Origin of the sequence: Neptunomonas sp. CHC150, from assembly GCF_030397555.1 — a bacterium.
In the GTDB taxonomy this organism is placed as follows: domain Bacteria; phylum Pseudomonadota; class Gammaproteobacteria; order Pseudomonadales; family Balneatricaceae; genus Neptunomonas; species Neptunomonas phycophila.
Window position 1 is genome coordinate 80017 of the sequence record NZ_JAPNXU010000009.1, and the last position, 23748, is coordinate 103764.

Annotated in this window: 28 protein-coding genes; 26 read left to right on the top strand and 2 right to left on the bottom strand. The window is 44.3% G+C overall.

Annotation, left to right across the window (positions count from 1 at the left end; translation table 11 throughout):
- Window positions 1–6: 6 nt before the first annotated feature.
- The 9 genes from rhlB to OW491_RS11210 all read left to right on the top strand — a co-directional run bounded on the left by rhlB (window position 7) and on the right by OW491_RS11210 (window position 10329).
- Window positions 7–1512: an ATP-dependent RNA helicase RhlB gene (rhlB, locus tag OW491_RS11170; RefSeq protein WP_290036022.1), complete on the top strand. Its 1506-nt coding sequence runs from the start codon at window positions 7–9 to the stop codon at window positions 1510–1512.
- Complete coding sequence (locus OW491_RS11175) at window positions 1481–1735, top strand: hypothetical protein (RefSeq protein ID WP_139309098.1); 255 nt, start codon at window positions 1481–1483, stop codon at window positions 1733–1735. The genes rhlB and OW491_RS11175 overlap by 32 nt, the downstream gene beginning before the upstream one ends.
- 23 nt (window positions 1736–1758) lie before the next feature.
- Window positions 1759–2790: an NAD(P)H-dependent glycerol-3-phosphate dehydrogenase gene (locus OW491_RS11180; RefSeq protein ID WP_075171952.1), complete on the top strand. Its 1032-nt coding sequence runs from the start codon at window positions 1759–1761 to the stop codon at window positions 2788–2790.
- Window positions 2790–3272 carry a histidine phosphatase family protein gene (locus tag OW491_RS11185; RefSeq protein WP_290036024.1) on the top strand — a complete coding sequence of 161 codons (483 nt, stop codon included), beginning with the start codon at window positions 2790–2792 and terminating at the stop codon, window positions 3270–3272. The genes OW491_RS11180 and OW491_RS11185 overlap by 1 nt, the downstream gene beginning before the upstream one ends.
- A gap of 63 nt (window positions 3273–3335) precedes the next feature.
- Complete coding sequence (locus tag OW491_RS11190; RefSeq protein WP_178968588.1) at window positions 3336–4175, top strand: alpha/beta hydrolase; 840 nt, start codon at window positions 3336–3338, stop codon at window positions 4173–4175.
- A gap of 37 nt (window positions 4176–4212) precedes the next feature.
- Window positions 4213–5085: a DUF4892 domain-containing protein gene (locus OW491_RS11195; protein ID WP_290036025.1), complete on the top strand. Its 873-nt coding sequence runs from the start codon at window positions 4213–4215 to the stop codon at window positions 5083–5085.
- Between the two features lie 5 nt (window positions 5086–5090).
- Window positions 5091–5978 (top strand): patatin-like phospholipase family protein, encoded by an 888-nt coding sequence (locus tag OW491_RS11200; RefSeq protein WP_075171956.1) that lies wholly within the window; start codon window positions 5091–5093, stop codon window positions 5976–5978.
- A gap of 209 nt (window positions 5979–6187) precedes the next feature.
- Window positions 6188–8428, top strand: a complete 2241-nt coding sequence (locus OW491_RS11205; protein WP_290036027.1) for an EAL domain-containing protein — start codon at window positions 6188–6190, stop codon at window positions 8426–8428.
- Between the two features lie 8 nt (window positions 8429–8436).
- Complete coding sequence (locus OW491_RS11210; protein WP_290036029.1) at window positions 8437–10329, top strand: HAMP domain-containing sensor histidine kinase; 1893 nt, start codon at window positions 8437–8439, stop codon at window positions 10327–10329.
- Window positions 10330–10378: 49 nt separating this feature from the next.
- Here the strand turns inward: OW491_RS11210 and folE are convergent, their stop codons facing one another.
- Both folE and OW491_RS11220 read right to left on the bottom strand, forming a co-directional pair.
- Window positions 10379–10918, bottom strand: coding sequence for a GTP cyclohydrolase I FolE (folE, locus tag OW491_RS11215; protein ID WP_075179998.1), 540 nt, complete (start codon window positions 10916–10918; stop codon window positions 10379–10381).
- Window positions 10919–10987: 69 nt separating this feature from the next.
- A complete protein-coding gene (locus OW491_RS11220; RefSeq protein ID WP_083609947.1) occupies window positions 10988–11608 on the bottom strand; it encodes a Smr/MutS family protein in 621 nt (206 codons plus the stop codon).
- A gap of 69 nt (window positions 11609–11677) precedes the next feature.
- On the opposite strand from OW491_RS11220, the gene prmB reads away from it, so the two are divergent.
- The 17 genes from prmB to OW491_RS11300 all read left to right on the top strand — a co-directional run bounded on the left by prmB (window position 11678) and on the right by OW491_RS11300 (window position 23640).
- Window positions 11678–12595 (top strand): 50S ribosomal protein L3 N(5)-glutamine methyltransferase, encoded by a 918-nt coding sequence (gene prmB / locus OW491_RS11225; RefSeq protein ID WP_178969748.1) that lies wholly within the window; start codon window positions 11678–11680, stop codon window positions 12593–12595.
- 59 nt (window positions 12596–12654) lie between these two features.
- Window positions 12655–13749: a chorismate synthase gene (gene aroC, locus OW491_RS11230; RefSeq protein WP_290036031.1), complete on the top strand. Its 1095-nt coding sequence runs from the start codon at window positions 12655–12657 to the stop codon at window positions 13747–13749.
- A gap of 401 nt (window positions 13750–14150) precedes the next feature.
- Complete coding sequence (locus tag OW491_RS11235) at window positions 14151–14531, top strand: hypothetical protein (protein WP_290036033.1); 381 nt, start codon at window positions 14151–14153, stop codon at window positions 14529–14531.
- Window positions 14532–14701: 170 nt separating this feature from the next.
- Window positions 14702–15697: a hypothetical protein gene (locus OW491_RS11240; RefSeq protein WP_290036035.1), complete on the top strand. Its 996-nt coding sequence runs from the start codon at window positions 14702–14704 to the stop codon at window positions 15695–15697.
- Window positions 15678–16385 (top strand): hypothetical protein, encoded by a 708-nt coding sequence (locus tag OW491_RS11245; RefSeq protein WP_290036036.1) that lies wholly within the window; start codon window positions 15678–15680, stop codon window positions 16383–16385. Before OW491_RS11240 ends, OW491_RS11245 begins: the two co-directional genes overlap by 20 nt.
- On the top strand, window positions 16382–16969 hold the full coding sequence (locus OW491_RS11250; RefSeq protein ID WP_290036038.1) for a 7-cyano-7-deazaguanine synthase: 588 nt from the start codon (window positions 16382–16384) through the stop codon (window positions 16967–16969). The genes OW491_RS11245 and OW491_RS11250 overlap by 4 nt, the downstream gene beginning before the upstream one ends.
- A complete protein-coding gene (locus OW491_RS11255) occupies window positions 16872–17468 on the top strand; it encodes a TIR domain-containing protein (protein WP_290036039.1) in 597 nt (198 codons plus the stop codon). Before OW491_RS11250 ends, OW491_RS11255 begins: the two co-directional genes overlap by 98 nt.
- A 19-nt stretch (window positions 17469–17487) precedes the next feature.
- A complete protein-coding gene (locus tag OW491_RS11260; RefSeq protein ID WP_290036040.1) occupies window positions 17488–18354 on the top strand; it encodes a DUF4231 domain-containing protein in 867 nt (288 codons plus the stop codon).
- A gap of 90 nt (window positions 18355–18444) precedes the next feature.
- Window positions 18445–18813 carry a zinc ribbon domain-containing protein gene (locus OW491_RS11265; protein ID WP_290036042.1) on the top strand — a complete coding sequence of 123 codons (369 nt, stop codon included), beginning with the start codon at window positions 18445–18447 and terminating at the stop codon, window positions 18811–18813.
- A 172-nt stretch (window positions 18814–18985) separates the two neighbouring features.
- Window positions 18986–19243 (top strand): GNAT family N-acetyltransferase, encoded by a 258-nt coding sequence (locus tag OW491_RS18265; RefSeq protein ID WP_212667409.1) that lies wholly within the window; start codon window positions 18986–18988, stop codon window positions 19241–19243.
- Between the two features lie 120 nt (window positions 19244–19363).
- Window positions 19364–19789 (top strand): hypothetical protein, encoded by a 426-nt coding sequence (locus OW491_RS11270; RefSeq protein ID WP_290036044.1) that lies wholly within the window; start codon window positions 19364–19366, stop codon window positions 19787–19789.
- A 639-nt stretch (window positions 19790–20428) separates the two neighbouring features.
- Window positions 20429–20896 (top strand): hypothetical protein, encoded by a 468-nt coding sequence (locus OW491_RS11275; protein WP_290036045.1) that lies wholly within the window; start codon window positions 20429–20431, stop codon window positions 20894–20896.
- A gap of 163 nt (window positions 20897–21059) precedes the next feature.
- On the top strand, window positions 21060–21416 hold the full coding sequence (locus tag OW491_RS11280; protein ID WP_290036046.1) for a hypothetical protein: 357 nt from the start codon (window positions 21060–21062) through the stop codon (window positions 21414–21416).
- A gap of 170 nt (window positions 21417–21586) precedes the next feature.
- Window positions 21587–21793, top strand: a complete 207-nt coding sequence (locus OW491_RS11285; RefSeq protein ID WP_075171970.1) for a ParD-like family protein — start codon at window positions 21587–21589, stop codon at window positions 21791–21793.
- A complete protein-coding gene (gene map / locus OW491_RS11290; protein ID WP_290036047.1) occupies window positions 21786–22559 on the top strand; it encodes a type I methionyl aminopeptidase in 774 nt (257 codons plus the stop codon). Before OW491_RS11285 ends, map begins: the two co-directional genes overlap by 8 nt.
- A gap of 55 nt (window positions 22560–22614) precedes the next feature.
- Complete coding sequence (locus tag OW491_RS11295) at window positions 22615–23202, top strand: hypothetical protein (protein WP_290036048.1); 588 nt, start codon at window positions 22615–22617, stop codon at window positions 23200–23202.
- Window positions 23203–23259: 57 nt separating this feature from the next.
- Entirely contained in the window at window positions 23260–23640 is a 381-nt protein-coding gene (locus OW491_RS11300; protein WP_290036054.1) for a DUF3592 domain-containing protein, read from the top strand.
- Window positions 23641–23748 lie beyond the last annotated feature (108 nt).

Consider the following 23748-nt stretch of genomic DNA (forward strand, 5'->3'; position numbering starts at 1 on the left):
ATAATATTGGACGCTACAACAACAGCTAACGAATCTACGCCGAATGATGCAAACCCATCAGCTAAAACCGCTGAAAAGGGCAAGCCGCGTAAAAATGATAAGCGCAAAGCACCGTCGCGTGCTCGAAAATCTAAAAAAGAATCTAGCTGGTCACCGGCAGAATTTATCGTTGCTCAGGAAGAGGGTAAAAAGCGCTTTTTAGATTTTGATCTGCCTGATCAATTATTGCATGCCATTCAAGATATTGGGTTTGAGTACTGCACACCCATACAGGCTGAGACCATTAAACCAGCGTTGGCCGGTAAAGATATTATTGGCAAAGCGCAAACAGGTACGGGTAAAACGGCTGCCTTTCTAGTGGGTATAGTTACCGATTTAATCGACTACCCATTAACCGAGCCGCAGCGCCAAGGTGAACCTCGCGCGTTAATTATCGCTCCAACACGTGAACTCGCGCTGCAAATTGCAGACGACGCCGAACTGCTAACGAAATACACGGATCTACGTGTGATCTCTTTAGTGGGTGGGATGGACTACGATAAACAACGTAAACAAATTAAAGGTGGTAACACCGATATATTAGTAGCCACACCCGGCCGTTTAATTGATTTTGTACGTTCTAAAGATGTTGATTTATACAACGTAGAAGTACTGGTGCTTGATGAAGCCGATCGCATGTTGAGCATGGGTTTTATTCCAGATGTGCGCACCATTATTCGAAATACACCGCGTAAAGGCTCAGAACGTCAAACGTTGTTATACAGTGCAACATTTACTGATGACATTATGAATTTGGCGCGACAGTGGACCGTTGACCCTGTTCAAATTGAAATCGAAGCTGAGCGACAAACAACCGACAACATTAGCCAAAAAGTTTTTTTGGTCTCCAGTAAAGAAAAGTACAAGCTGCTTCGTAATTACATTCGCATCAATAATATTGAACGCGTCATCGTGTTTTGTAACCGTCGGGGTGAAACGCGCTCGTTGGCCGAAAAATTACGCCGTGATGGTGTGAAAGCCGCGTTGATGTCAGGAGAAATCCCGCAGCACAAGCGAGTTAAAACATTAGAAGATTTCCGAAGCGGTAAAATCACTGTGCTGGTAGCAACAGATGTTGCAGGCCGTGGGATTCATATTGATGGCGTAACACATGTGGTGAACTATCAACTGCCGGAAGATGCCGATGATTACGTACACCGTATTGGGCGTACGGGTCGAGCAGGAGCAGTCGGCACATCTATTTGTTTTGCATGCGAAAATGACTCGTTCATGATCCCCGAAATCGAACAAGAGACAGGCGTTAAGCTGGAGTGTATCCACCCAGATGAGGCGTTACTAGTTGAGTTTGATCCAGTAAAAGAGCCAGCCGGAGCACCTGCGGCTGATACGACTGTATCCGACGAAGATAACGTCACTGCCGAGGTTGAACCGACGAGTGAGACTGACGTCTCAGAAGAGGAGCCTGTGGTAACTAAAGTTGATGAGCAAACTACGCATGGAAAAGAAGCCTAGTCACTCTCAGGATCGACATAAAACTCAGAAGCTCGCACGTATTTTAGCCATTGTTGTGAGTGCGTTATTTGCAGCAGTGGCGGTTGCAGGGTTTAACAGAACGGGTGATTACCTGCAGCTTGGTGTGTTTCTAGTTGTGTCGATAGTTGCCTATTTTGTGATTGTTTTTATTTTCAAGGGTGTTGATCGTTTACTGGATAGTGTAGACGATCGTGAGCACTGAGTTGAATAAGCTAAGGATCTAACATGAGCGCAGAGCAGCGAAAAGTTGCTGTGTTGGGTGGTGGTAGCTTTGGTACAGTTATTGCCAACATCATGGCCGAAAAAGGGATTCAAGTTGCGCAATGGATGCGAAATAAAGACCGAGCTGATGAGATTAACCAGCAACACACGAACAGCCGTTATTTACCTGATTACCCGTTATCGCCGGCGTTAACGGCTACTACTGATATAGAGTCGGCGGTTGTCGGTGCTGAGCTTGTTTTTGTGGCTATTCCCAGCCAAAGCTTTCGCAGTGTTGTACATCAGATTAAACACATTGTGACTGAGCAGCAGTGTGTGATCAGTACCACTAAAGGTATTGAAGGCGAAACTTTTAGTCTGATGAGTCAGATATTAAAAGATGAACTACCGCAAGCCAACGTAGGCGTCTTAAGCGGCCCTAACCTTGCTAAAGAAGTCGCTCAGCATCAATTAACAGCAACGGTGATTGCTAGTAACCATGAACCTCTGCGTGCAGCTGTACAAGATGCTCTACAACAGAGCTACTTTCGTGTCTACGCAAGTTCGGACACCTATGGTGTTGAACTTGGCGGCACACTAAAAAATATCTATGCCATAGCCGCAGGTCTGAGTGCGGCCTTAGGCATGGGAGAAAATACGAAAAGTATGTTGTTAACGCGCAGCTTGGCAGAAATGAGCCGTTTCGCTGTGAGTATGGGGGCTAACCCCATGACGTTTTTAGGCTTAGCCGGAGTCGGTGATTTAATCGTAACCTGCATGTCTCCCTTGAGCCGAAATTACCGCGTTGGGTTTGCGCTAGGAAGTGGCATTTCGCTAGATGAAGCCGTTAAGTCGTTAGGGGAAGTGGCAGAAGGTGTGAATACCATCCGTATTATCAAAGAAAAAGCCGATGAAATGGATATCTACATGCCACTAGTAGCCGGTTTATACGAGATAGTATTTAACGGTGCTCACGTTAAAGAAGTTGCAAAAGCGCTAATGACCAGTGAGCAAAGTACAGATGTTGAGTTCGTGCTACCAAGGACAACAGTTTAATGCTGACATTAATGCGACACGGCGAGGCCAGTTGGGCAAGCGCCACCGATGAGCAACGGGAGCTAACAGAGCAAGGTATTGCGTTTGTTAATGAGCAAGCTAAGCAGTACGCGAACCGTTTGGCTCCCGTCACTCGCATTATTGCCAGCCCGTTTTATCGCACGCGGCAAACCGCTGATTTGGTAGCTGCCCACATGAGCACGTTGCACGCTAATAGCGGCGCTAAGGCTGCAGGGGCGATCGAAATTATTTTAGATGATCGCCTAACACCTGATACTCCCATTCCTGATGCCGTGGCGGCGTTAGAGCAATTCTGGAAGCCTGAACTTTTAGTCGTTACACATCAGCCTTTAATTGGTTTACTGACCAGTTATCTTTTACAGGGCTCCATTTTGTATCCTGAACCTTTTCTGCCTGGGCAGTTAATTTCAATGGATATGGAGTGGCCTGGAGCAGCGCAAGGGATTCGCATTCCTCACTAATCACATTAGGATAGTTTTGTTCGCTCATCAGTACAGCAGGTGAGCTATTCAATAGGTATTGCTATGCATGAAGTAACATACGCCCTCGATCACCTGACTTTGCGTGCCATTGAGTCAGGCCAAGGGCAACCAGAGACAATTATAGCCCTGCATGGCTGGTTAGATAATGCGAGTTCATTTAACGAGTTACGTAAGCATCTAACCAATTTCCACTTTGTGGCTCTGGATTTAGCTGGTCATGGTCATTCTGATCATCGCCCGCCTGGCGATACGTATTATATTTGGGAAAATGTGAGTGATTTGTTGTCGTTAATGGATCTGCATGGCTATAACAAAGTTACTCTGTTAGGGCATTCAATGGGGGCTTCGGTGGCTGTACTGTTTGCTGCGTTATTCCCTGAACGGGTCAATCGCCTCTACATGATTGAAGGCATGGGGCCGCCAGTTTATGACGAAAAGAAGTTACCTCAGCTCATGGCCGAAGCTATTCTTAAGCAAAAGCGCTTAAAACGACGAACTTTGCGCCCTTATCCTGATCTTGAATCAGCCATCAAAGTGCGCATGACAAGCCGGTGGCCCGTTTCACGCCAATCGGCGGAATGGCTTGTCGAACGTGGCGTAAAGCATGATGAAACAGGGTATTCTTGGTGTAGCGACCACCGTCTTATGTTGCCGTCCATCAATCGCATGACTGAAAAACAAGTCATGTCCTGCCTCAAAGCTGTTAAAGCACCGGTGCGTTTGTACCTAGGCTTGGATGGTATTGATATGTCGGATGCGCAAGCTCGTATGGATCAATTAGACAAGCTCGATGTTATACGTTTGCCCGGTAATCATCATTTACATATGGATGCCGAACCTGCATTAAGGATAGCCACTGATATCAATAACACGCTAGTCTGATCCTTTTTGCTACACTGCAGTTAAAAAAGGACGCTACATGATAATAAACACTGTTAAATCGTTTATCGAAAAAGCTTTGTTGGTAGGGCTGTTTGGATTGTCGCTGGGTGTAATGCCCCACGCCTTAGCTGCCTCTGATGTGCGAGGCTCATCAGATGATACAAGTATTGAGCGCTATCGCGGTTCTTGGATTGTTAATTATCGTCTCACCCCCGATGCTGATTATCGCCTCGTGCTAGGGGGTATAGAAACCGTTAATGGCGTGGAAAGGCCTGAATCGTCTCAGCGATTATCTGGGCAACTAACGCGTATTACTTATCAAATTCCGCAAGGTACTCGAACGCGCGAGCTTAATCGTTTTTTTACTGACCAGCTAAAAGTAAGCGATGCTGAATTACTGTTTACATGTAATGGACGAGCATGTGGCAGTAGCACTGTCTGGGCTAATCAGGTGTTTAATGAGTCTACTTTGCTAGGTTTGGTGGATTCTCAATTCGTTATCACGGCTAAATTGCCTGGTCAGTATGCAGTGGTCTACATTGTAGAGAGAGGCAACCGTAAAGTTTACGCGCATCTTGATCTAATCGAGACAGACGCTGCCGCGAGAATTGGGGCTGACGCTCTGGATCAAGGCTTCGCCATTTTAGCGATTGATCAGCAAGCCGATATTGATGTGATAACACAAATTAATCAGCAAATAGTACAGGAAGGGCGCCAAGCTACATTGGTTGTACATCACAAGGGTAACGGCTTTGAAGATGCACTTGAAAAAAGTCAGCGTTTGGCAGAGCAACTTAGCTCGTCGTTACTCGCGCGTAATGTGGATATCCCTGTCACCTCAGTTGGAGCGTGGGTGCCTTCAGTTTTGCAAGAGTTTGCATCGGTAGTGGTGTTAGTTATTGAGGGGTAGCATTCATGGCAACGGTCTCATTAGTCCTAGGCAGCGGTGGTGCACGAGGCTATGCACATATTGGTGTGATAGAAGTCCTTGAAGAACATGGATACACCATCAATTGTGTAGCGGGCAGCTCCATGGGAGCGTTAGTAGGTGGTTTATATGCTGCCGGCGCTTTGGAGGATTATGCAGATTGGGTTAAAACGTTGAACCGTTTTAACGTGCTTGCCATGTTAGATATCACGTTCAAAATGGGCGCGATTCGTGGTGATAAGCTGTTTAGTAAACTGCGTGAAATAGCGGGTGACCCCGACATTGAATCGTTGCCTATTCCTTTTACCGCTGTCGCTACGGATTTAGTGCATCATAAAGAAATATGGTTTCAACGCGGATCGCTGCAAGATGCTATCCGTGCTTCTATCGCTGTACCCGGTGTGTTTACTCCGGTAGAAGAAAACCGCCGAGTATTAGTTGATGGCGGTATTCTTAACCCGCTGCCTATTGTCGCGACTGTCGCGGCTCATTCCGATTTGATTATCGCCGTCGATTTAAATGGGCAGGGAGATCTACCTGATTTTGAAGTCCCCCAGCCTAGTTGCCCTATTTTGGCGACAGACGGCCCTCATTACGATGCACAAGTTTTGCGCGAGTTAGAAGCCGATAAAGAAGCGCTTCGAAAATCAAAGCTCGATGGTAACATCGATATTCTAATGGGGGCGATTGAAGTGATGCAGGGAGCGTTGAGCCAATACAAAGTGGCGGGTTATCCTCCTGATTTGCTCATTTCTGTTCCTACTGATACATGCCGATTTCATGACTTCCATATGGCAACGGAAGTGATCGCTGTGGGGCGACAAGTGGCGGAAGCAGCGCTAGTTGAGTTGGAAAATCAATCGCTTAGTCGTTAATGTTCTCTCGCTATCTATGGCTGCCGTAGTTGTGTTCTTTTATCTTGTACTAATTCATGAGCGATTATGTCAGTTTTTATCCGATAAAGTGGATTAAAATAACTGTGTTAACTACTATGTACAAAAGCTGAATAATAAGATTTTTTTGGCAATTGCTGATTGCCAGTTTTAAGCGTTTTACCGAACATTACTTGCACAGGGGACCCTCAATGGATCGTGCGGAAAATTACCATGGAATTGATGATGAAATGCTGTTCTCGCCAGAAACCCAAGAGGGTAACCAAGGCCGAAGGGATGTATGGCGTGTTCTAGCGGTTGATGACGACAAAGATTTTCAAAACTCTCTCAATTTTGCACTGCGCGATGCGGTTATCCTCGATAAACCTATAGAAGTTGTTAATGTTTATAGCATGGCCGAAGCTAGCAAGGTCTTATCGGTTGATCACGATTTTGCTGTCGCATTTATCGATGTCATGATGGAAACCGAAGATGCTGGCTTGCGTTTAATGAACGCTGTCCGTGATATTTTGGGCCTATCGGAAACCCGTTTTATTTTGCTGACAGGCCAGCCAGGAATTGCCCCAGCAAAGTTTGTTATGCAGGACTTTGATTTAACCGATTATTGCCTTAAATCCGATTTGGCCTCACGCGGTATTGTGAATATTTTGACAGGCGCAATACGGAATTATCACCAGTTAAAAACGATTAGTGCAGCACACCGCGGCTTGCATTTAATTATTGAATCCAGCAACCGTTTGCAAGCGATGAAAACGCTTCCCGATCTTGCAAGCGCTACGTTAGATGAGTTGGCAAAATTAATTAATGTGCCATGTGAAGGTTTAGTCTGTGCGAGCAAAACAACCGACATAGGCTTAACAAACGGCAGTGTGTTTGAACCCATTACCATTGGTGCCAGTGGTAAATACAAATCATATGTCAATAAAGGGTTGAGCGAGTTACCTGACGGATACATCCAATCGTTAATCGAAAAATCCTTGCGTGAGAAGCACAGCGTTGAAACCGAAAATTCGCAGGTGCTGTTTTTTGCGCAATCTACCTCACAGGCTGAGTTTGCCGTCTATGTCGCAACAGGCCGCCATTTAGAGGATACAGAAAAAGAGCTATTACATGTTTTTGCTGCCAATGCTTCAAAAGGATTTGGTAACGTAGCCCTTGTGAGCAAGCTCGATAGAGTCGCTTATGAAGACGATTTGTTGGGTATTTCTAACCGCAGTGCGTTGTTACGAGAGATGTTTCGTATAAGGACATGCTCAAAAGCGGACTTCTTCAATCTGGTCATGATTGATATTGATGGCTTTTCTGTACTCAATAATTTATTTGGCTCTACGTTTGGTAATTTTGTACTCCAAGCGGTATCGGATCGCTTACATAAAGTGTTTCAGCGGCCAGCGGTTGTGGCTCGCATACAGTCAGATTTGTTTGCTGTGGTAGGCTTTAAAGAGATCGTTAATCTAGCGGCGGCCAAAGACGCGTTTAATGAAAAGTTTATTATTGAGCAAACCTCCCATAACTTATCGGCGTGCTTTACCGAAGTGTCTTTGGATAATAAATCCCGTGATGCGGCAGACCTCTTGAGAGCAGCAGAGTCTGCTTTAAGAAGGGCAAAATTGCATGGGCCAGGGAGTTGTAGTTTTCATGACTCTAAACTGGACCAAGAAGCGGTTAATCGTTTCCGCATAATGCAGGACTTTTCGGACGCTTTTAGTCAAAACGAGTTTGAACTGCACTTTCAGCCACAACTAAATATGGCAACGGGAGCGCTAATGGGCGTTGAAGCGCTCATTCGCTGGAACAACCGCAATGGTTCAGTATCGCCGGACTACTTTATTCCCATTGCAGAACAGTCGGTTTATATCCATGAGTTAGGTCGGTTTGTGGCGTGTAAAACATGTGAGTTTATTCAGCAGTTAGATGCGAAAGGTTACACCGATATTACGGTGAGCATTAATTACTCGGTACGACAGTTTGAGCACTCAAATGTGATTAGCGCACTTCACGAGCAGTGTGCATTGGCGGGTATCAGTCCAAGCCGGATATGTGTTGAGGTGACCGAAACCGCGATCATGACATCGCACAATAGAGTATCAACCCTGTTAGAGCAGCACCGAAAAGCAGGGGGTAGTGTATCTATTGATGATTTTGGAACAGGCATGTCGTCACTTGAATATTTATTTGAGTTACCGGTTGATCAATTAAAAATAGATCAGGTCTTTGTCACTAAACTCACCGCTGATGATAAAAGCGTGGCTCTATCAAACATGATCATAGAGCTAAGCAAACGTTTAGGCATTTCTGTTATCGCTGAGGGCGTAGAAACTAAAGAGCAGGCTGATTGGCTCGTAAAACACGGTTGTGAATTAGGCCAAGGCTGGTTGTATAGCAAGGCATTACCGCCTGAGGCACTTATTGATTGGCTGGCTCAGCGGTAGGCACTAACATGTTTTCTGAAACACTAGGCCGCTTTCTCAAAAGCCCTATAAAAGCATGGTTTCTTTATGCGTTTCCGTGGTGGGCTCTTATTCCATTAGGGGCGTTTTTATTATTTGATGCCCATTATTCGCGTGAAATTAGTGATACCAAACGCTTGCAAGATGAAGTAGTTGATCAAGAGAACAGCTTCTTGGAAGTCGGTAGCAATCAGGTGATTCGTAGTACGCTTATTATTCGCAATATTGCGCAATCTATCATGACGAATAATGATGTGAGCCGAGAAGAGCAACAAAAGCTGTTAAGCCAGACCTTCCTTTCGGTGAGTTCTGCATACCCACAGTATATGCAAATCCGCATTATTCTACCGGATGGAAATGAATGGGTACGCGTTGATAATAATGCACGAGCCAATAATGCTGGAATTATCCGCCACAACCACGAAATGCAAAATAAAGCTAAGCGTTATTACGTTATGAAGGGCATGGCGTTGGGCAAAGACGAAGTTTTTATAACGCCCTTTGATCTCAACATGGAAAATAATCAGATCGAAATACCTTACAGACCCACTTTGCGCTCGGTAACACAAGTGCGCGATGTTAGTGGCGAAGTGATAGGCCTGTTTGTTTTAAACCTTGATGGCAGTTATTTATTTAACCGCGATCAGCGTTCTGAAAATTCCATGGTGATTAATTCGGATGGCTACTGGCTGCTTTCATCAGACATAGAGCAAGATTGGGGCTTTATGTTTAACCGTTTAAATGACCGCTTCTCGCTTGCGTACCCAGATGTGTGGGAACAAATGAGGCAATCGCATTCAAGCACGGGGCAAATTTTAAATGATCAGGGCTTGTGGACCTATAAGCGTCTGGTGGTGGGCAAGCTAGATGAGCTTGTTAAAGAATCGACCGTTATCTATACCGTATCGGTGGTTACGCACTTAGCTGAGTTGCGCAAGGAATTGATATGGCGTTATAGCCTGATAGCGCTAGTCATATTAATTGCCGTCACGTTTTTGGCCTTTGCGCTTGCAAAAGCCACCACTGCCTTGGATAAAAAATCGAAAGAGCTAAACGCCAGCAATAAAGAGCTTGAGCGTGTTATTGAGCAGTTACAGTTATCAAAAGAAGAGCTGATTAGAACGGAAAAGCTGTCATCGTTAGGCTTATTGGTTGCGGGAATTGCTCATGAGCTTAATACGCCCATTGGCTCGGCTATGCTGACATTTAGATCAATGCGAGAGCGGCTGGCGGAGATGTTGCACTCATTTAACAGCGGAGCTATGAAGCGCTCTGATCTAGATCGCTTTTTGCATCAACAAAACGAAGGGTTAGACCTAGCCAACGAAGGGTTAAACCGAGCAGGTCTGCTGATTCAGCAATTTAAACAAGTAGCCTCCGACCGTGCTAATGCGACCTGTCATCGTTTTGATTTGGCTGAGGAAGTCGAGAAAATCAGTGCCCTCATGAAAAATCAAATTCATCATTCACCGCATCAGCTCATACTCAATATTCCACCCAATATTAATATGGTGAGCTACCCAGGTCCGCTTGGGCAGGTGATACAAAATCTGATTCAAAACTCGCTAGTACATGCATTTGATGATGGCATGAGCGGTATTATTGAAGTCACCGCTACGCCTCCTGTGAACGGGTTTGTCGACATCCTAGTGACCGATAACGGAGGAGGGATCCCGACAGAGCACCTTAAAACGATATTTGATCCCTTCTTTACCACAAAGCGTAACCAAGGTGGTACAGGGTTAGGGTTGCACATAGTGCACAATATTGTTCATGGAGTGCTAGGTGGCACAATACGCGTAGAAAAGGGCGTGAATGGTGTTGGAACTCGGCTAGTGCTGCATCTTCCGCTGTATAACGAGGGGGGAGCGGTTGCGTCGTAATGTCAGGTGTATCTAATACAGCCGCTGACATTACGAGCCTTAAATATCGCTAATTAAGTAATGATAGAAACTCAGCACGGGTTTCTGGTTTGCTGCGGAATGTACCAAGCATCATGGAGGTTTTCATCGAGCCGTTTTGCTTCTCTACACCACGCATCATCATACACATATGCTTTGCTTCGATAACAACGCCTACACCTTTAGCTCCGGTGACCGACATAATAGCCTCGGCGATTTGTTGGGTCATGTTCTCTTGGATCTGTAAACGGCGAGCATACATATCAACAATGCGCGCAATTTTAGACAAGCCAAGCACTTTACCATCGGGGATGTAAGCGACATGTGCTTTACCAATAAAAGGTAGCATATGGTGTTCGCACAAAGAGTACAGCTCGATATCTTTTACCAATACCATCTCGCTGTTGTCAGACTCAAAAAGGGCGTTGTTTACGACTTCTTCAAGGTTTTGTTTATAGCCTTTTGTTAAATAAGCCATCGCTTTTGCCGCGCGGGCAGGCGTATCTAACAAACCATCGCGGTTAAGATCTTCGCCGACTTGCTCAATAATGGTGGCGTATGCTTTTTCCATCACGAGTGTATCCCCAGTTGGTAAAAAAAGGCGCTACGTTACGTTAACGTTACGCGTTCGTAAAGTGCATTATGACTTGCTTTGACGCAGAAGCACATACAAAGCACCCGTGCCGCCGTCTCGCGCTTGCGCGGATGCAAAAGCCAACACCTGCGGGAGCTGTCTAAGCCAATCATTAACATACGATTTAAGCACGGGCTGCTTACCCGCTTGGCTGTATGCCTTACCATGAACCACAATCACACAGCGTAAGCCTTCAAAAGTAGAATCGCGAATAAACTTGCTCAACTCGTCTCGCGCTTCGTCGACCGTCATTCCGTGTAGATCTATACCCGCCTCCCAGGGGATATGGCCCTTACGGAGACGTTTGAGCTTAGCAATCTGGATGCCGGAGGTAGCAAAGATCAACTCTTCATCAGATTCAACAATCTCGACGACCTCGCTGGATAAGCCATCAATGACTTTGTCTTGTTCTTGAACCGCTTGCGCACGCAAATATGCTAGATCCGTGCGTTTACGTAACCGTTTAGTGTTCGCCTTGGCGACTTTGTCATGTTTAATGGGCGTAACATCACTCATAAGATCCAAAAAACTAGGACCACTATCGGTGTTGGTAGACGCGTCTGGCGAGCCTACGGGCGAGTTTGCGGGCGAAAACCGCTTATTAGATGAGTTTTGATCGTCAGACATAGCGCCAATTGTATGAATTCATTAAACTGTCAGGCCTTTTATAGCCGGCTGGGTATTATCCCGATTCTCATGATGATAGATCAAGCAAACATTGCATCCCAATTACACACCTTGCGCGATTACGTTCGTTGGACTTGCAGTTTAATGAATCAACACAAGGTCTTTTTAGGTCATGGCCATGTATCCACGTGGGATGAGTCCGTGCAGCTAGTGCTGGCGGCAGTTCATTTACCTTGGAATGCCGATCCAGCCGTCATGGACTCGCGTGTGCTTGATACCGAAAAAACAACCATCATTGATTACGTGCGCCAGCGCGTAGAAGAACGTCGCCCTTTGCCTTACATCACAGGTGAAGCGTGGTTTATGCAAATGCCGTTTCGTGTAGATGAGCGGGTGTTAATACCACGTTCGCCCATTGCACAGCTCATCGAAACCGAGTTTTCTCCTTTTCTGCGCCCTGGCCCCGTCGAGCGCATAATGGATTTGTGCACAGGCAGCGGTTGTATTGGTATTGCCTGCGCTTACGCGTTTGAAGATGCAGAAGTGGACTTGGTCGATATATCCTCAGATGCCTTGGAAGTTGCTCGCCTTAACATTGCTGATCATGAATTAGAAGAGCGTGTACAAGCCATCGAAAGTGATGTATTTACCAGTGTAAAAGGCCAACAGTACGATTTAATCGTCTCTAACCCACCTTATGTTGATCATGCTGACTTTACCAGCATGCCTAAAGAGTACCAGCACGAGCCAGAACTAGCGCTCACATCGGGTAATGATGGCTTAGATATAACCCGCCAGATTCTTCGCGAAGCCTGCGATTATTTACATGACGGAGGCTTGCTGGTGGTAGAAGTGGGCAACAGCGAAGTCCATTTAATGGAGCAGTTCCCCCACGTGCCTCTCACCTGGGTTGAATTACCTATGGGTGGTAATGGCGTATTTGTCATTACAAAAGAAGAATTAGCGCAATATCGCGACGAATTCTGACAATCACAGTATAATCACGCACCGGTATAGCACGCGAATAACGAAAGAGAAGGTAAACGATGTCGGGTAACAGTTACGGTAAGCTTTTCACCATCACCACCTTTGGCGAAAGCCATGGCCCCGCTTTAGGCTGCATCATAGATGGATGCCCTCCGGGTATCGAAATCAGCGAAGCCGATCTACAACGCGATCTTGATCGACGCAAACCCGGCACCTCACGCCATACAACACAACGCCGTGAAGCCGACGTCGTCAAAATTTTATCTGGCGTCTTCGAAGGTAAAACCACCGGTACATCGATTGGTTTATTGATAGAAAACACCGACCAACGCTCAAAAGATTACACCAATATCGCCGAAACTTTCCGCCCTGCGCATGCCGATTATGTCTACACACACAAATACGGCTTCCGTGACTATCGAGGGGGTGGCCGCTCATCCGCACGCGAAACAGCCATGCGTGTAGCCGCTGGAGGCATTGCTAAAAAATATTTAGCCAGCAAAGGCGTCACTATCCGTGGGTATTTATCACAACTTGGCCCGCTTAAAGTCGATATGAACAAATTTGACTGGGCACAGGTTAACGAAAACCCGTTCTTCTCGCCTGACGCCGATATCGTCGCCGAGATGGAAACCTACATGGACGCGCTACGCAAAGAAGGCGACTCCATAGGCGCTAAAATCTCCGTCTGTGCCGAAGGCGTACCCGTGGGGTTAGGCGAACCAATTTTCGACCGCTTAGATGCCGAACTCGCTCACGCCCTTATGAGCATTAACGCCGTAAAAGGCGTAGAAATAGGCGACGGCTTTGCCGTAGTAGAGCAAAAAGGCACCGAGCACCGTGATGAAATGACCCCAGAAGGTTTTTGCTCAAACCACGCAGGCGGCATCTTGGGTGGCATCTCAACTGGCCAAGCCATCACCGCTAGCATAGCGTTAAAACCAACATCAAGCCTGCGCATCCCCGGCCGTAGTATTAACACCAAGGGTGAGCAAATCGAAGTCATTACCAAAGGCCGCCACGACCCATGCGTTGGTATTCGCGCCACACCCATCGCCGAAGCCATGATGGCCATCGTGCTAATGGATCATTACCTACGCCACCGTGCACAAAATGCCGATGTGACGTGTGACACGCCAGTGTTGAAAGGGTAGGTTACTTGTAAGGTAATAAAGATGAATTGAGAGGGAGCTGATTAGCTCCCTTTTTTGTGGCTAAAATAATGCATCTAGAGGGCTAGCTGTACCTGCAAAATGCTGACCTAAAACACGAACATACATGTGCGTGCTTATCTGTCCAGCCTTTTTTCCAATTGATACTGGACAAAAGAGAGAAAGCATACATAATCAATTAGATATATTTATCCACAAGGATGATAACGCGCAAGGTCAAGAATGATAATGCGCATGCGCGTTTACAGGGAGCTGTGTCTTTTGAAAAATTCAATTAAATTATTATTTAACAATATATTAAATATCATTTCTGACTTTACAGTCAGGGGTGTAAACGCGCATGCGCATGAATAAAACTGTTATGCAATAGAAGAGTAATTTTCATGAAGTGCGTATGTTTATTTTTTGTTTTGTGTTTTTTCTGCTCAAGTTCATTTGGTGAGGACTTGGGATATTTTGGCTTTAATAAAGAAGGCGAAACCGTAGAGGAAACATTAGCTCGCCTGAAACAAGACAAATCATTCAGTGTTTACGATCAGGATGGTTGGACTATTGCTAGTTCAAATGAGGGAGTAATGTTTAGCTTTACGCCTTCCAATCATCCAGCTCATCCCGCCTATGTGAAAAGGGATGTGATAGAGCTTAACGGCGCTATTTACATTGATATGTCGGTGCGTTGCGGAGCCTCAAAGAAAGTATGTGATGATTTAGTTCGTTCTTTCCAAGAGTTAAACAAAAAAGTAATGCAGAGCATGGGCGGGTAAATGCATAACAAAAAGCTGCACGCGGAAAAATTTTACTACGCTCGTTTTTGTGCATTCCGCTTCGCTTCATTGCCCCACAAAAACGCTCTACGTAAAATGTTCCGGTGAGCTTGGCGTTATACAGTAAGAATAATCACAGAGTTGAGTGGAAAAAATACAAAGGAGTTAGCATGGTCCTAGACGTTTCAACAATTGGCGGGATTCCCACGCCTGTATTTTATCCCTCGGTATCAAGTGTTTCCAAAAACGTCTGGTCGGTAATTGATCATATCGAACTACTTACTTCCCTAGATTACCCTCAGTTTTTGGTTTCATGTTTCGATGTTTATAAATATCAAAACAACCAAAGACTGATTGCTGCGCTAAACAAAGCTCAAGAGCAGTGTCAGGTGGTGTTGTGGGACTCAGGAATTTATGAAGTAGCTTGGTCACACTCTAAACGCTGGTGTTTTAAGCGGTATATCAAAACATTGCGAAGAAATAACGTTTCACATGCATTTGGATTTGATGATTATTGTCTGACCGCCGAAACGGCGAATGTCAAAAATATTGAATCGACGATGAAGCGAACAATAGGCCAAATCGGTTCCGACGTGATTTCTCCCATAGTTCATTGTAAAGACACCCACGATTACCCCGCGATATGCAAACAAGTTGCGACCGTTTGCGGCCCAGAGCTAATTGCTATTCCAGAGCGTGAGCTTGGGTTTGGAGTATGCGAAATCGCCGAGAATATTTCAAAAATTAGGGCCGCGTTGAATAGCACAGGAAAATATCAAGTCCTGCATATTTTAGGCACAGGAAATCCATTATCAATGATGCTGTACGCTTTCGCCGGAGCGGACTCATTCGATGGCTTGGATTGGTGTCAAACTGTTGTGGATTTTGATTCTGGAAAGTTGCATCACCCATTGCAGCTCGATTTATATGAGCATCAAAGCGAGTATGGTAGCGATAAGAATTTAAGCTTTTTGGCCCGCTGTTATGCGCACAATCTCGAATTTTACCGCTTGTGGATGGAGATGCTTAAACAAAAAATTGAGAACGATGGGCAGATGGCTATATTAGAGAGCTATTTCCCTGAGTCTTTTCTGAATAAAAACCAAACATTATTTTCGAGAATAATAAATAAGCGAGAAGAAGCGCATGAAGCCCTGGCAAATTGAAAGTGCGATTGCAGAACTTTGCAAAGACATTGAGCGTGTAGTTGAGCGTAAAGATTATACTTGCATGTCCGAAGAGGATTTAACCTTTGAATTGCTCATATGTATTCTAGGTAGTGGCGTTCGCTACGAATTAAGTTTGGCATATGCAAGCGCTGTCCAATCGGCCCTGGTACCGAGAAGGCTAAAGAAACGGATGAACTCTAATGAACGTGCGTATTCAATTGAGGGTATTTTGAATTCTCCAGCCTATTCATCGATCAATGGCAAGACATACAGCAGGTACAGATATCCGAAACGCGCTGCAAAGCATATTGCGGAATCGTTTTGCAATATTGAGCAAAAATATGGCTCTTTAAAAGATATGGTAGGGGCAATGAATGCTCCATCGGATTTGCGAAGAGAATTGATTTACTTGTGCCCTGGTATTGGCCCGAAGCAATCTAGCCACTATGTTAAGAATATTGGGTTCACAGATAATGTCGCTATTTTAGATAGGCATATTTTGAATTACCTAAAATTGATTGATGACGTAGATATTTGCCCAAAACAAGTAAGCAAAATCGACAAGTATGAAGAGATAGAGCGGAGATTTATAGACAAGGTGTCGAAGTTCAATCATGCGGTTTCAGTTGTTGATCAGTCAATGTGGTTTGTAATGAGAGCACTGGGGAAGGAAGCATATACATGAGCGTAGTGACTTTGCTTTCTGGAGGAATGGACTCCTGCTTAATGTCTGTTTTAGCGTTGGAGGCTGGCGTGGAGCAAAAGCCAGTATTCATCAACTACGGACAAATAAATATTGATAAGGAAGTTTTGGCTGTTCGGAGCCATATTAGGAAATTTGGGCTTCCTGAATGTACGGAAATCGACATCTCCGGTTTTGGCTCTGTAATCACATCTGGGCTGACCGATAAAACCAAGCACATCGTTGATGAAGCATTTTTGCCCGGACGGAATTTGTTGCTTTTGCTAATAGCCAGTTCTTTTGCAGTACAAAACGATTGCAGGAGCGTATCCATAGGACTTTTGAGGGAAGACACGGCAATATTCCCTGATCAGACTGACGATTTTCTTATTTCTGCCGAGCACACCATTTCAAAGGCTATGGGCCAAACAATCGAAATCGTGGCTCCATTGCGTGATTTTTATAAGAAAGATGTTATTGATATGGCCAATGAAAAAGGCATTTCATCATATTCATGCCATGTGGGCGGCGATGAACCATGTGGCGTTTGTATATCCTGCAAAGAATTCGAGATTAAAGGAGGTTAGTATGGGGGGAGGCGGCGGCTATAGCTTTTCTCCAGTTGATAAAAAGGAACTGGAAAAGAAAGCTAAGGAGCATTTGCGTAATGCAGGCGAATCCAAGAGAAGCGTGTTCATTAGCTTTTCTAGCGATGATATGGATGAAGTTAATCTGCTGCGAGGTCAAGCTAAAAACGATGGCGTTGATCTTGAGTTTTCAGACCACTCAGTTAAAAAAGCATACAACAGCGATCAGGATGAATATATTAAGCGCCAGATCAGGGGTAAAATTGAAAAAGCTTCCGTGACCATGGTTTATCTATCGCCCAATAGCATGAAAAGCGACTGGGTTAAATGGGAAATTGAGCAAAGTAAAAAAATGGGAAAAGGCGTTATTGCCGTTTATAAGGGCGATAAGCCACCAGCAAATATTCCCAGTCATATTAAAGATAACGCTAGCACTATCGTGCAGTGGAAACAGGAATTAATGATGAAAGCGATTGAAGATGCTTCCACAAACAGATAACAAATTTGAAAGGGCGAGAATGCAAATGCAAGAGGACTCCTTCCCCGGATTGTATCAATCGGCAGATAAGGCATCATTTGATTCCCAGAATACATATTATCTCTGTTTAAGCTTTTATTTGGGGCTTTTGGTAATAGCTGCGGCTGTATCTTTTTTTGTCCCTGTTAATACTTATGGTGCTTTGGTATCAGCATTACTTTTTCTTGTTACTCTCGGAATTCTTATCTATCTCAAGACAAATAAGCCTGATGATATTTGGTATAACGGAAGGGCTGTGGCTGAATCGGTGAAAACATTATCTTGGAAATGGATGATGAAGGCAGAACCTTTCCATAAAGATAATAGCGCAGAAGCAGACTTTATTGCCGATTTAAAGAGTGTGCTAAAGCAGAACCAAAGTCTTTCTGCTGTTCTGAGCTTCTCTGAAGGAGCAAAGGAACCTATAACTGATTTGATGCGATCAATTCGTTCCCAATCGTTTGATGATCGAAAGACAATTTACAAGAATCAGAGGATTGATGATCAGGCCGACTGGTACGCAAAGAAGGCCATTTTTAACAGGAAAAGAGCGTCTAGTTGGTTTCGGTTTTCGGTGTTGTTACATGGCGCAGCCATTATCGTGTTGATATATAGGGTTTACGACCCATCACAATCACTTCCAGTGGAAGTTATAGCGACCGCTGCTAGTGCAGTATTAACCTGGATTCAGGCAAAGAAGCATAATGAATTAAGTTCTTCATATTCCCTAGCCGCTCACGAAATTGGGATCATTAAATCCGAATGGCAATCCGTTACTGAAATCGATTTTTCGGACTTTGTTATTAATACTGAAAATGCATTTTCTCGTGAGCATACTCAATGGATTGCTCGAAAAGTAGATGCTTGATTATCTCTATCGAGGTGACTTGTGTATAACAAACGCGTCAATTAGAACGCTCGCTAGCTCGCGCCTATTACGCGGGCTTTAGGTATCAGTATGTTTAATAAAAATGATCGAGATTGGGATTTAAAAAAGCTTACTGATGAACAGTTAGAATCACTTCCTCTACAAGAATTGCAAAGAATTAGGAATAAACGTCGGGCTAATGGACTCGATGAGCTTCAGAAGAGAGCGCAAGATGAGCTTGACCGTAGGGATCCAAGAAACAATTGGAGCTGCGTACGTTGCGGGAAGAAACATTATCACGAAAGAGAAATGCGTGTTTCAGGTGGTTTTTTTGAAAGTTTTCTAGGCTGGGAAAGAAATAAGTACCATGCCGTAGTATGTAACTATTGCGGCAAAACCGAATTCTATAGTGTGCTTATGTCTGGTGAAGAAAAAAGCATTGGATTCTTGGGGAATTAAATACCTGACAAGTCAATTCAATCGCTTCGCTTGGACGCGCTAACGCGCGCCTATTGCGCGAGCGTTATATACCTAGGGACGCGGTGTGGGATTAATCGAAGCTATTGTATTAGGATTGTAGTTTAAGAACCTGCAAAAACCATTTGTCTTCTTCTCAATGCTAATTGGCTTTATGTCACTTATTTACTTTTTCTATTTTCCTCTTCAAAAGCAGAATTGTCGTATAACTTCGCTCGTTGTAGATGAATACGCTAGAGGCAATGGAGTCGGAAAAAGGCTAATTGACCATGCACTAGAAAAAGCTAAAAGTCTTTCTTGCGCGCAGTTGGAAGTAACTACATCTTTGACTCGCGAAGCAACTCAGGCATATTACGAGCGCAGTGGTTTTATCAAATCATCGTTCAGGTACTATTTGGACTTAGGCATCTAACAATCTACTATAGCCGCTCGTGGGGACGCAAACACATGGGCTGCGTCGCTTCGCTGCTAAATTTTAGCTCAGGTATTTTCGTCCCTAAGCAGGCCGTTAGGCCCAAAAAGGTTTCAACGCATGAAACGAAATAAAAAAATGTTTGTGGTTCTGTTACTAAGCCAAATATTGTGGGGAGAAGCAATGGCTGCTACTTTCGATGAAATAATAGACACCTTGAAGTACGATTCGATTGGTGGGTATAAGGTAGTTAATCTCTTGTCGAATGAAGCCTCGATTCCGAAACAAGTTCTAGGCGTAGCGGTCCAGCACTTTGACTCTAAAACATCATACACTGGAGGTTCTTCACAAGTAACGCTCCAATTCTCCAAATTGGGAACTGGAATCAACCAGGAGAAACTTAAAAGAGTTATAGGTAGCTTCCCTTCTTTAACGTTGGAGGAAGAGTTCGGGCAAACGGATTTTTCATGGAGGTTTGGAGGTATAAACTGTTATATATCAGTGCATACGGAGGATGACATATTTGAATATTCCTGCTGGAAGTAGAAGCGGGGCCTAACAAATAGCTCATGAGCGACCTCCGTTGCGTCGGCTTTTTTTGTGGCAGCTACCACAAAAAATTCTAACTGCACTCCGACGCCATAGCAAGGCGTTATGTTTTAAAAAAGTCCCGCAGACATGGATGTAATATTAATCATTTCAATATACGTAATCTTAATTTCTATTGCATCGTTACCGTGTCTGCTTGTTTGTCTTGTTGCTGCAAAACTGCTCCCTTCCCGATTTAGCGTTAAGCCAAAAATCCTAACTTCTATTTCTGTTCTTTTATCTCTTTTAAGTGCCTATCTTCTAAACATGGAGCTAGAAGGCGGCATGCTTTCAGTGCTTTTTGTTGCCATAGTGCTTACTTTAGCTTGGTTTCTAGTGTTGCTTGTTTTATTGGTCTTGTATAAAAGTGTGGTTAAAACTATGAGTGCATAATAAAACACATAACAAGCCTCAAAAATCGCTCCCTTTGGTCGTAGGGACAGCTAAAACGCAGCGCTTATTTGTCTGCCCCTGTGCGGGGCGTTATGCGGTCGAGAATGAATGCAGGAATCTGAGGTGTTGAAAGAACTGGCATTTTACGTGCTGAGCCGGCGGGCATAAGAACATTGCCGCTCAGTATAAAATAAGGAGATAAGAATGATTTTATCCAAACTAATACCCCTAACGATACTCGCTATTGTTGTTTTCACATGCCCCGTGACAACTTATGCTGAGGACGCAAGCGATCCGCGCTCATATGAATATCAGTTCATATATTGTGATACACGTGATGATATTAAGGCGCTTCATGATTGCACATGCTATGCAACAAAAGCAGCTGATTATCTGTTAGAAAACCCAAAAGCACACATACAGGAAGCATCAAAGAATGCCTTAGACGCATGTTTTGATGTTAATGGCATGGAAGAGTGGGAATACCAGCAATGTCTCAACAGAAAAGGTCTGATGCGCTATTCTTTTGAGCAAAAAGACAACGTATGTCAGTGTGTTACGGATAAGCTCATGGCAAAATTTAGTGAAGATACGACTCATTTTAATCGCAAGGCACCCAATTTTAGACGCAATTTTTACACGAGATGCCTGCACGAAGTTGGTCTCAAATAATCAAGTCAGCGCGTAGCGCTTAACAAAGCGTTTAATAAGACAGATTCCCAACGTATGGTATTTTTCATTCCATCGTTGGGTTTCGTTTTTACGGTGGTATGATTTTGTTCAGTGGTAGCGTTGCTTACTACTTATCGCAGCGTAAACGATTATGGAGGATAGGATGGAAGCCAAGGATCTTAGTGACAAGGAGATACTCTATATTGTAATGCCGTTAGCTGAGCATACCGAGAACGCATGGAATGAAAAAAATTACAATGAATTCATTCGCTTTTTCTTCGATGAGAATCCCTCTGAAGACTTTCCAGAAGGTGAATTCAACAGGCAGATTGAAGAAAACTTTGACTTGCATGGAGCACATAAAATATCTGATTTAGTCGCCATACATAGAAATCCTGATCATGTGATTGTGTTGTGGAAAGTAGAATTAGAAAAAAGAAAAGAGCCGGGCCTTCTGATCTATGGTTTTAGAGAGCGGGAGGGGCAGGTTCTTATTGAAGGTTGTGCATACCACGCATAAAGCTAGCAATGCACTTAACATCGGGCGCTGCGCACCATGAAACCTCAATAGTTACGTTATTTCAGTTCTTTAGTGCGGCGTTACATTGCTGACTGACCATTGCCAGCCGAGCATCAGCGATATATGATCCGTATATATAACGTATACATACCGTATATCTAGGAGTTGCTATGGGAATTGTAAAGATTGACGACGAACTACATGAGGAGGTTCGTAAGGCGAGTTCACTTATGGTTCGCTCTATCAATGCTCAGGCTGAGTATTGGATAAAGATTGGCATGCTCGCCGAGGCGAATCCCAGCATGTCTTTTTCTGAGATCATGCGTGACCAAATGAAGCTGGCCAACGTAGACCTAAGGAAGGTTGTCGGTGGCTAGCGTAAAACTGAAAAGTGCTGAAGAATTGAATTTAATGCGGGAGTCCGGTCGGCTTCTTGCAAGGGTTTTTGATTACCTTGATGGCCGTATCGACATTGGTGTATCAACGATGGATATCAATGATGTGGCGGAGAGGTTCATTATCGATCAGCTACATGCTCGACCAGCGAGTAAAGGTCAGTATGGGTATCAGTATGTTTTGAATAGTTCTGTAAACTACGTTGTGTGCCATGGCGTTCCTTCAACCAATCAAAAGCTAAAATCCGGTGATATTATCAATGTTGATATAACGTTGGAGCAGGGCGGATTTATCGCTGACTCGAGCAAAATGTACATGATCGGTGACGTGACTCCGGTCGCTAAGCGTTTGGTTGATAAAACCTATGAGGCCATGTGGGAAGGGATCCGAGTTGTAAAGCCAGGAGCGACCCTTGGTGATATTGGTTATGCCATTCAGAGTCACGCCCAGAAACATGGCTATTCTGTTGTTCGCGAGTATTGTGGGCACGGAATTGGGCGAGAAATGCATGAAGAGCCACAGGTTCTGCATTATGGCCAGCTCGGCAAGGGTTTGGTTCTGCAGGAAGGGATGGTGTTTACAATAGAACCCATGATTAATCAGGGCAAGGCCAAGGTTAAGTTGAAAAAAGATGGGTGGACCGTCGTCACTAGCGATAAAAAATTATCTGCTCAGTGGGAGCATACGGTCGCCGTTACCTCCGATGGTTACGAGGTTCTGACGCTCAGAGCTGAAGAGCAAATTTAACAACCGCAGGCACGGCAGCATCTAAACAATTACGGCGTGCATTCAAGGAGAGGAAATGGCAAATAGAAGTTATTTATATACAACAAATCATCTTCCTGAGTCACCAGAGTGGCAAGAAGTAAAGGATTTGCATAGCATTTCGGAATGGAATTACGATATCCCCTTAGCTTTTAAGCTGTTACTCGCGGGCAACCCTAGAGCGGTTAAGTCATCTATCTGGGACACTCCCGAAAAAATTGCAATAGCCGGTGATTTTAAAACGGGCTTGGCTACCTTAAATGAATATCTCGACAGGTTACCTCCTCAGGCTGAAGCGCTTGTAACTGAGACAAAAGCTTTTTTATCTAACGCTTCAAATGAAAGACAATATTTTATCCTTGAATGCGGTGAAATATTTGATATGGAGGAAGGCCCTTTAGAAGCAAAAAATCGGGCACTGATAGAAGAAATAAACTCTATTAATCAGGATGTACGCGCACTAGCTGTACCTAAGGCTATTATTCCTGATGAGCCACCTAGAGGCTTCTTAGATAAATTGTTGGGCCGCAAGCAAGAGCCACCACAATATGACCCATTAGAACCTTTTTATGGTCTTGGTTTAGGTAATTGGTCAAATATATTGTATTTTCAGTTTGGCGATTAATTGATCTATCAAACGTATGTTGTTAGGCCGATTTTCCATATTTTTATAGGGCTATGTATGAATGCTGTTCCATTAATAGCGGGTGTGGTTTTCGGAGGTATTGGGAGCTATATCATATTTGATTACTATCGGTTTAATCGGGCAGTACTAAAAACTCAGGGCAAAATATTACGCTATGATGAGTACCAAACGAAAAGTGATAACCGAAAACAAACAATGTTTAGGCCTATTTTTGAGTTTTCATTAAATGGCACTACTTACGAAGTTGAATCAAAAACATCTTTTAGCACACACATAGTTCCAGTAGGCCGATATACAGATGTTTTGTATAAAAAAGGGGATGAAGGTAATGCTCGTTTAGCTAAAGGAAATGGTTATGGACTAGGTATTCTGTTTATAGGCCTTGCTATACCGGCCATTTATTTGGGTGTGTTTTAACAGTGGGTAGCTGGTGTCCTTTAGGTAGTTAGAAAAATAACATGCGGTTGAAAAGGGCGTTATCAGCTGGTAGTCAGCAACCGTTGTGGAGCGATCAAAGCCGCGTTA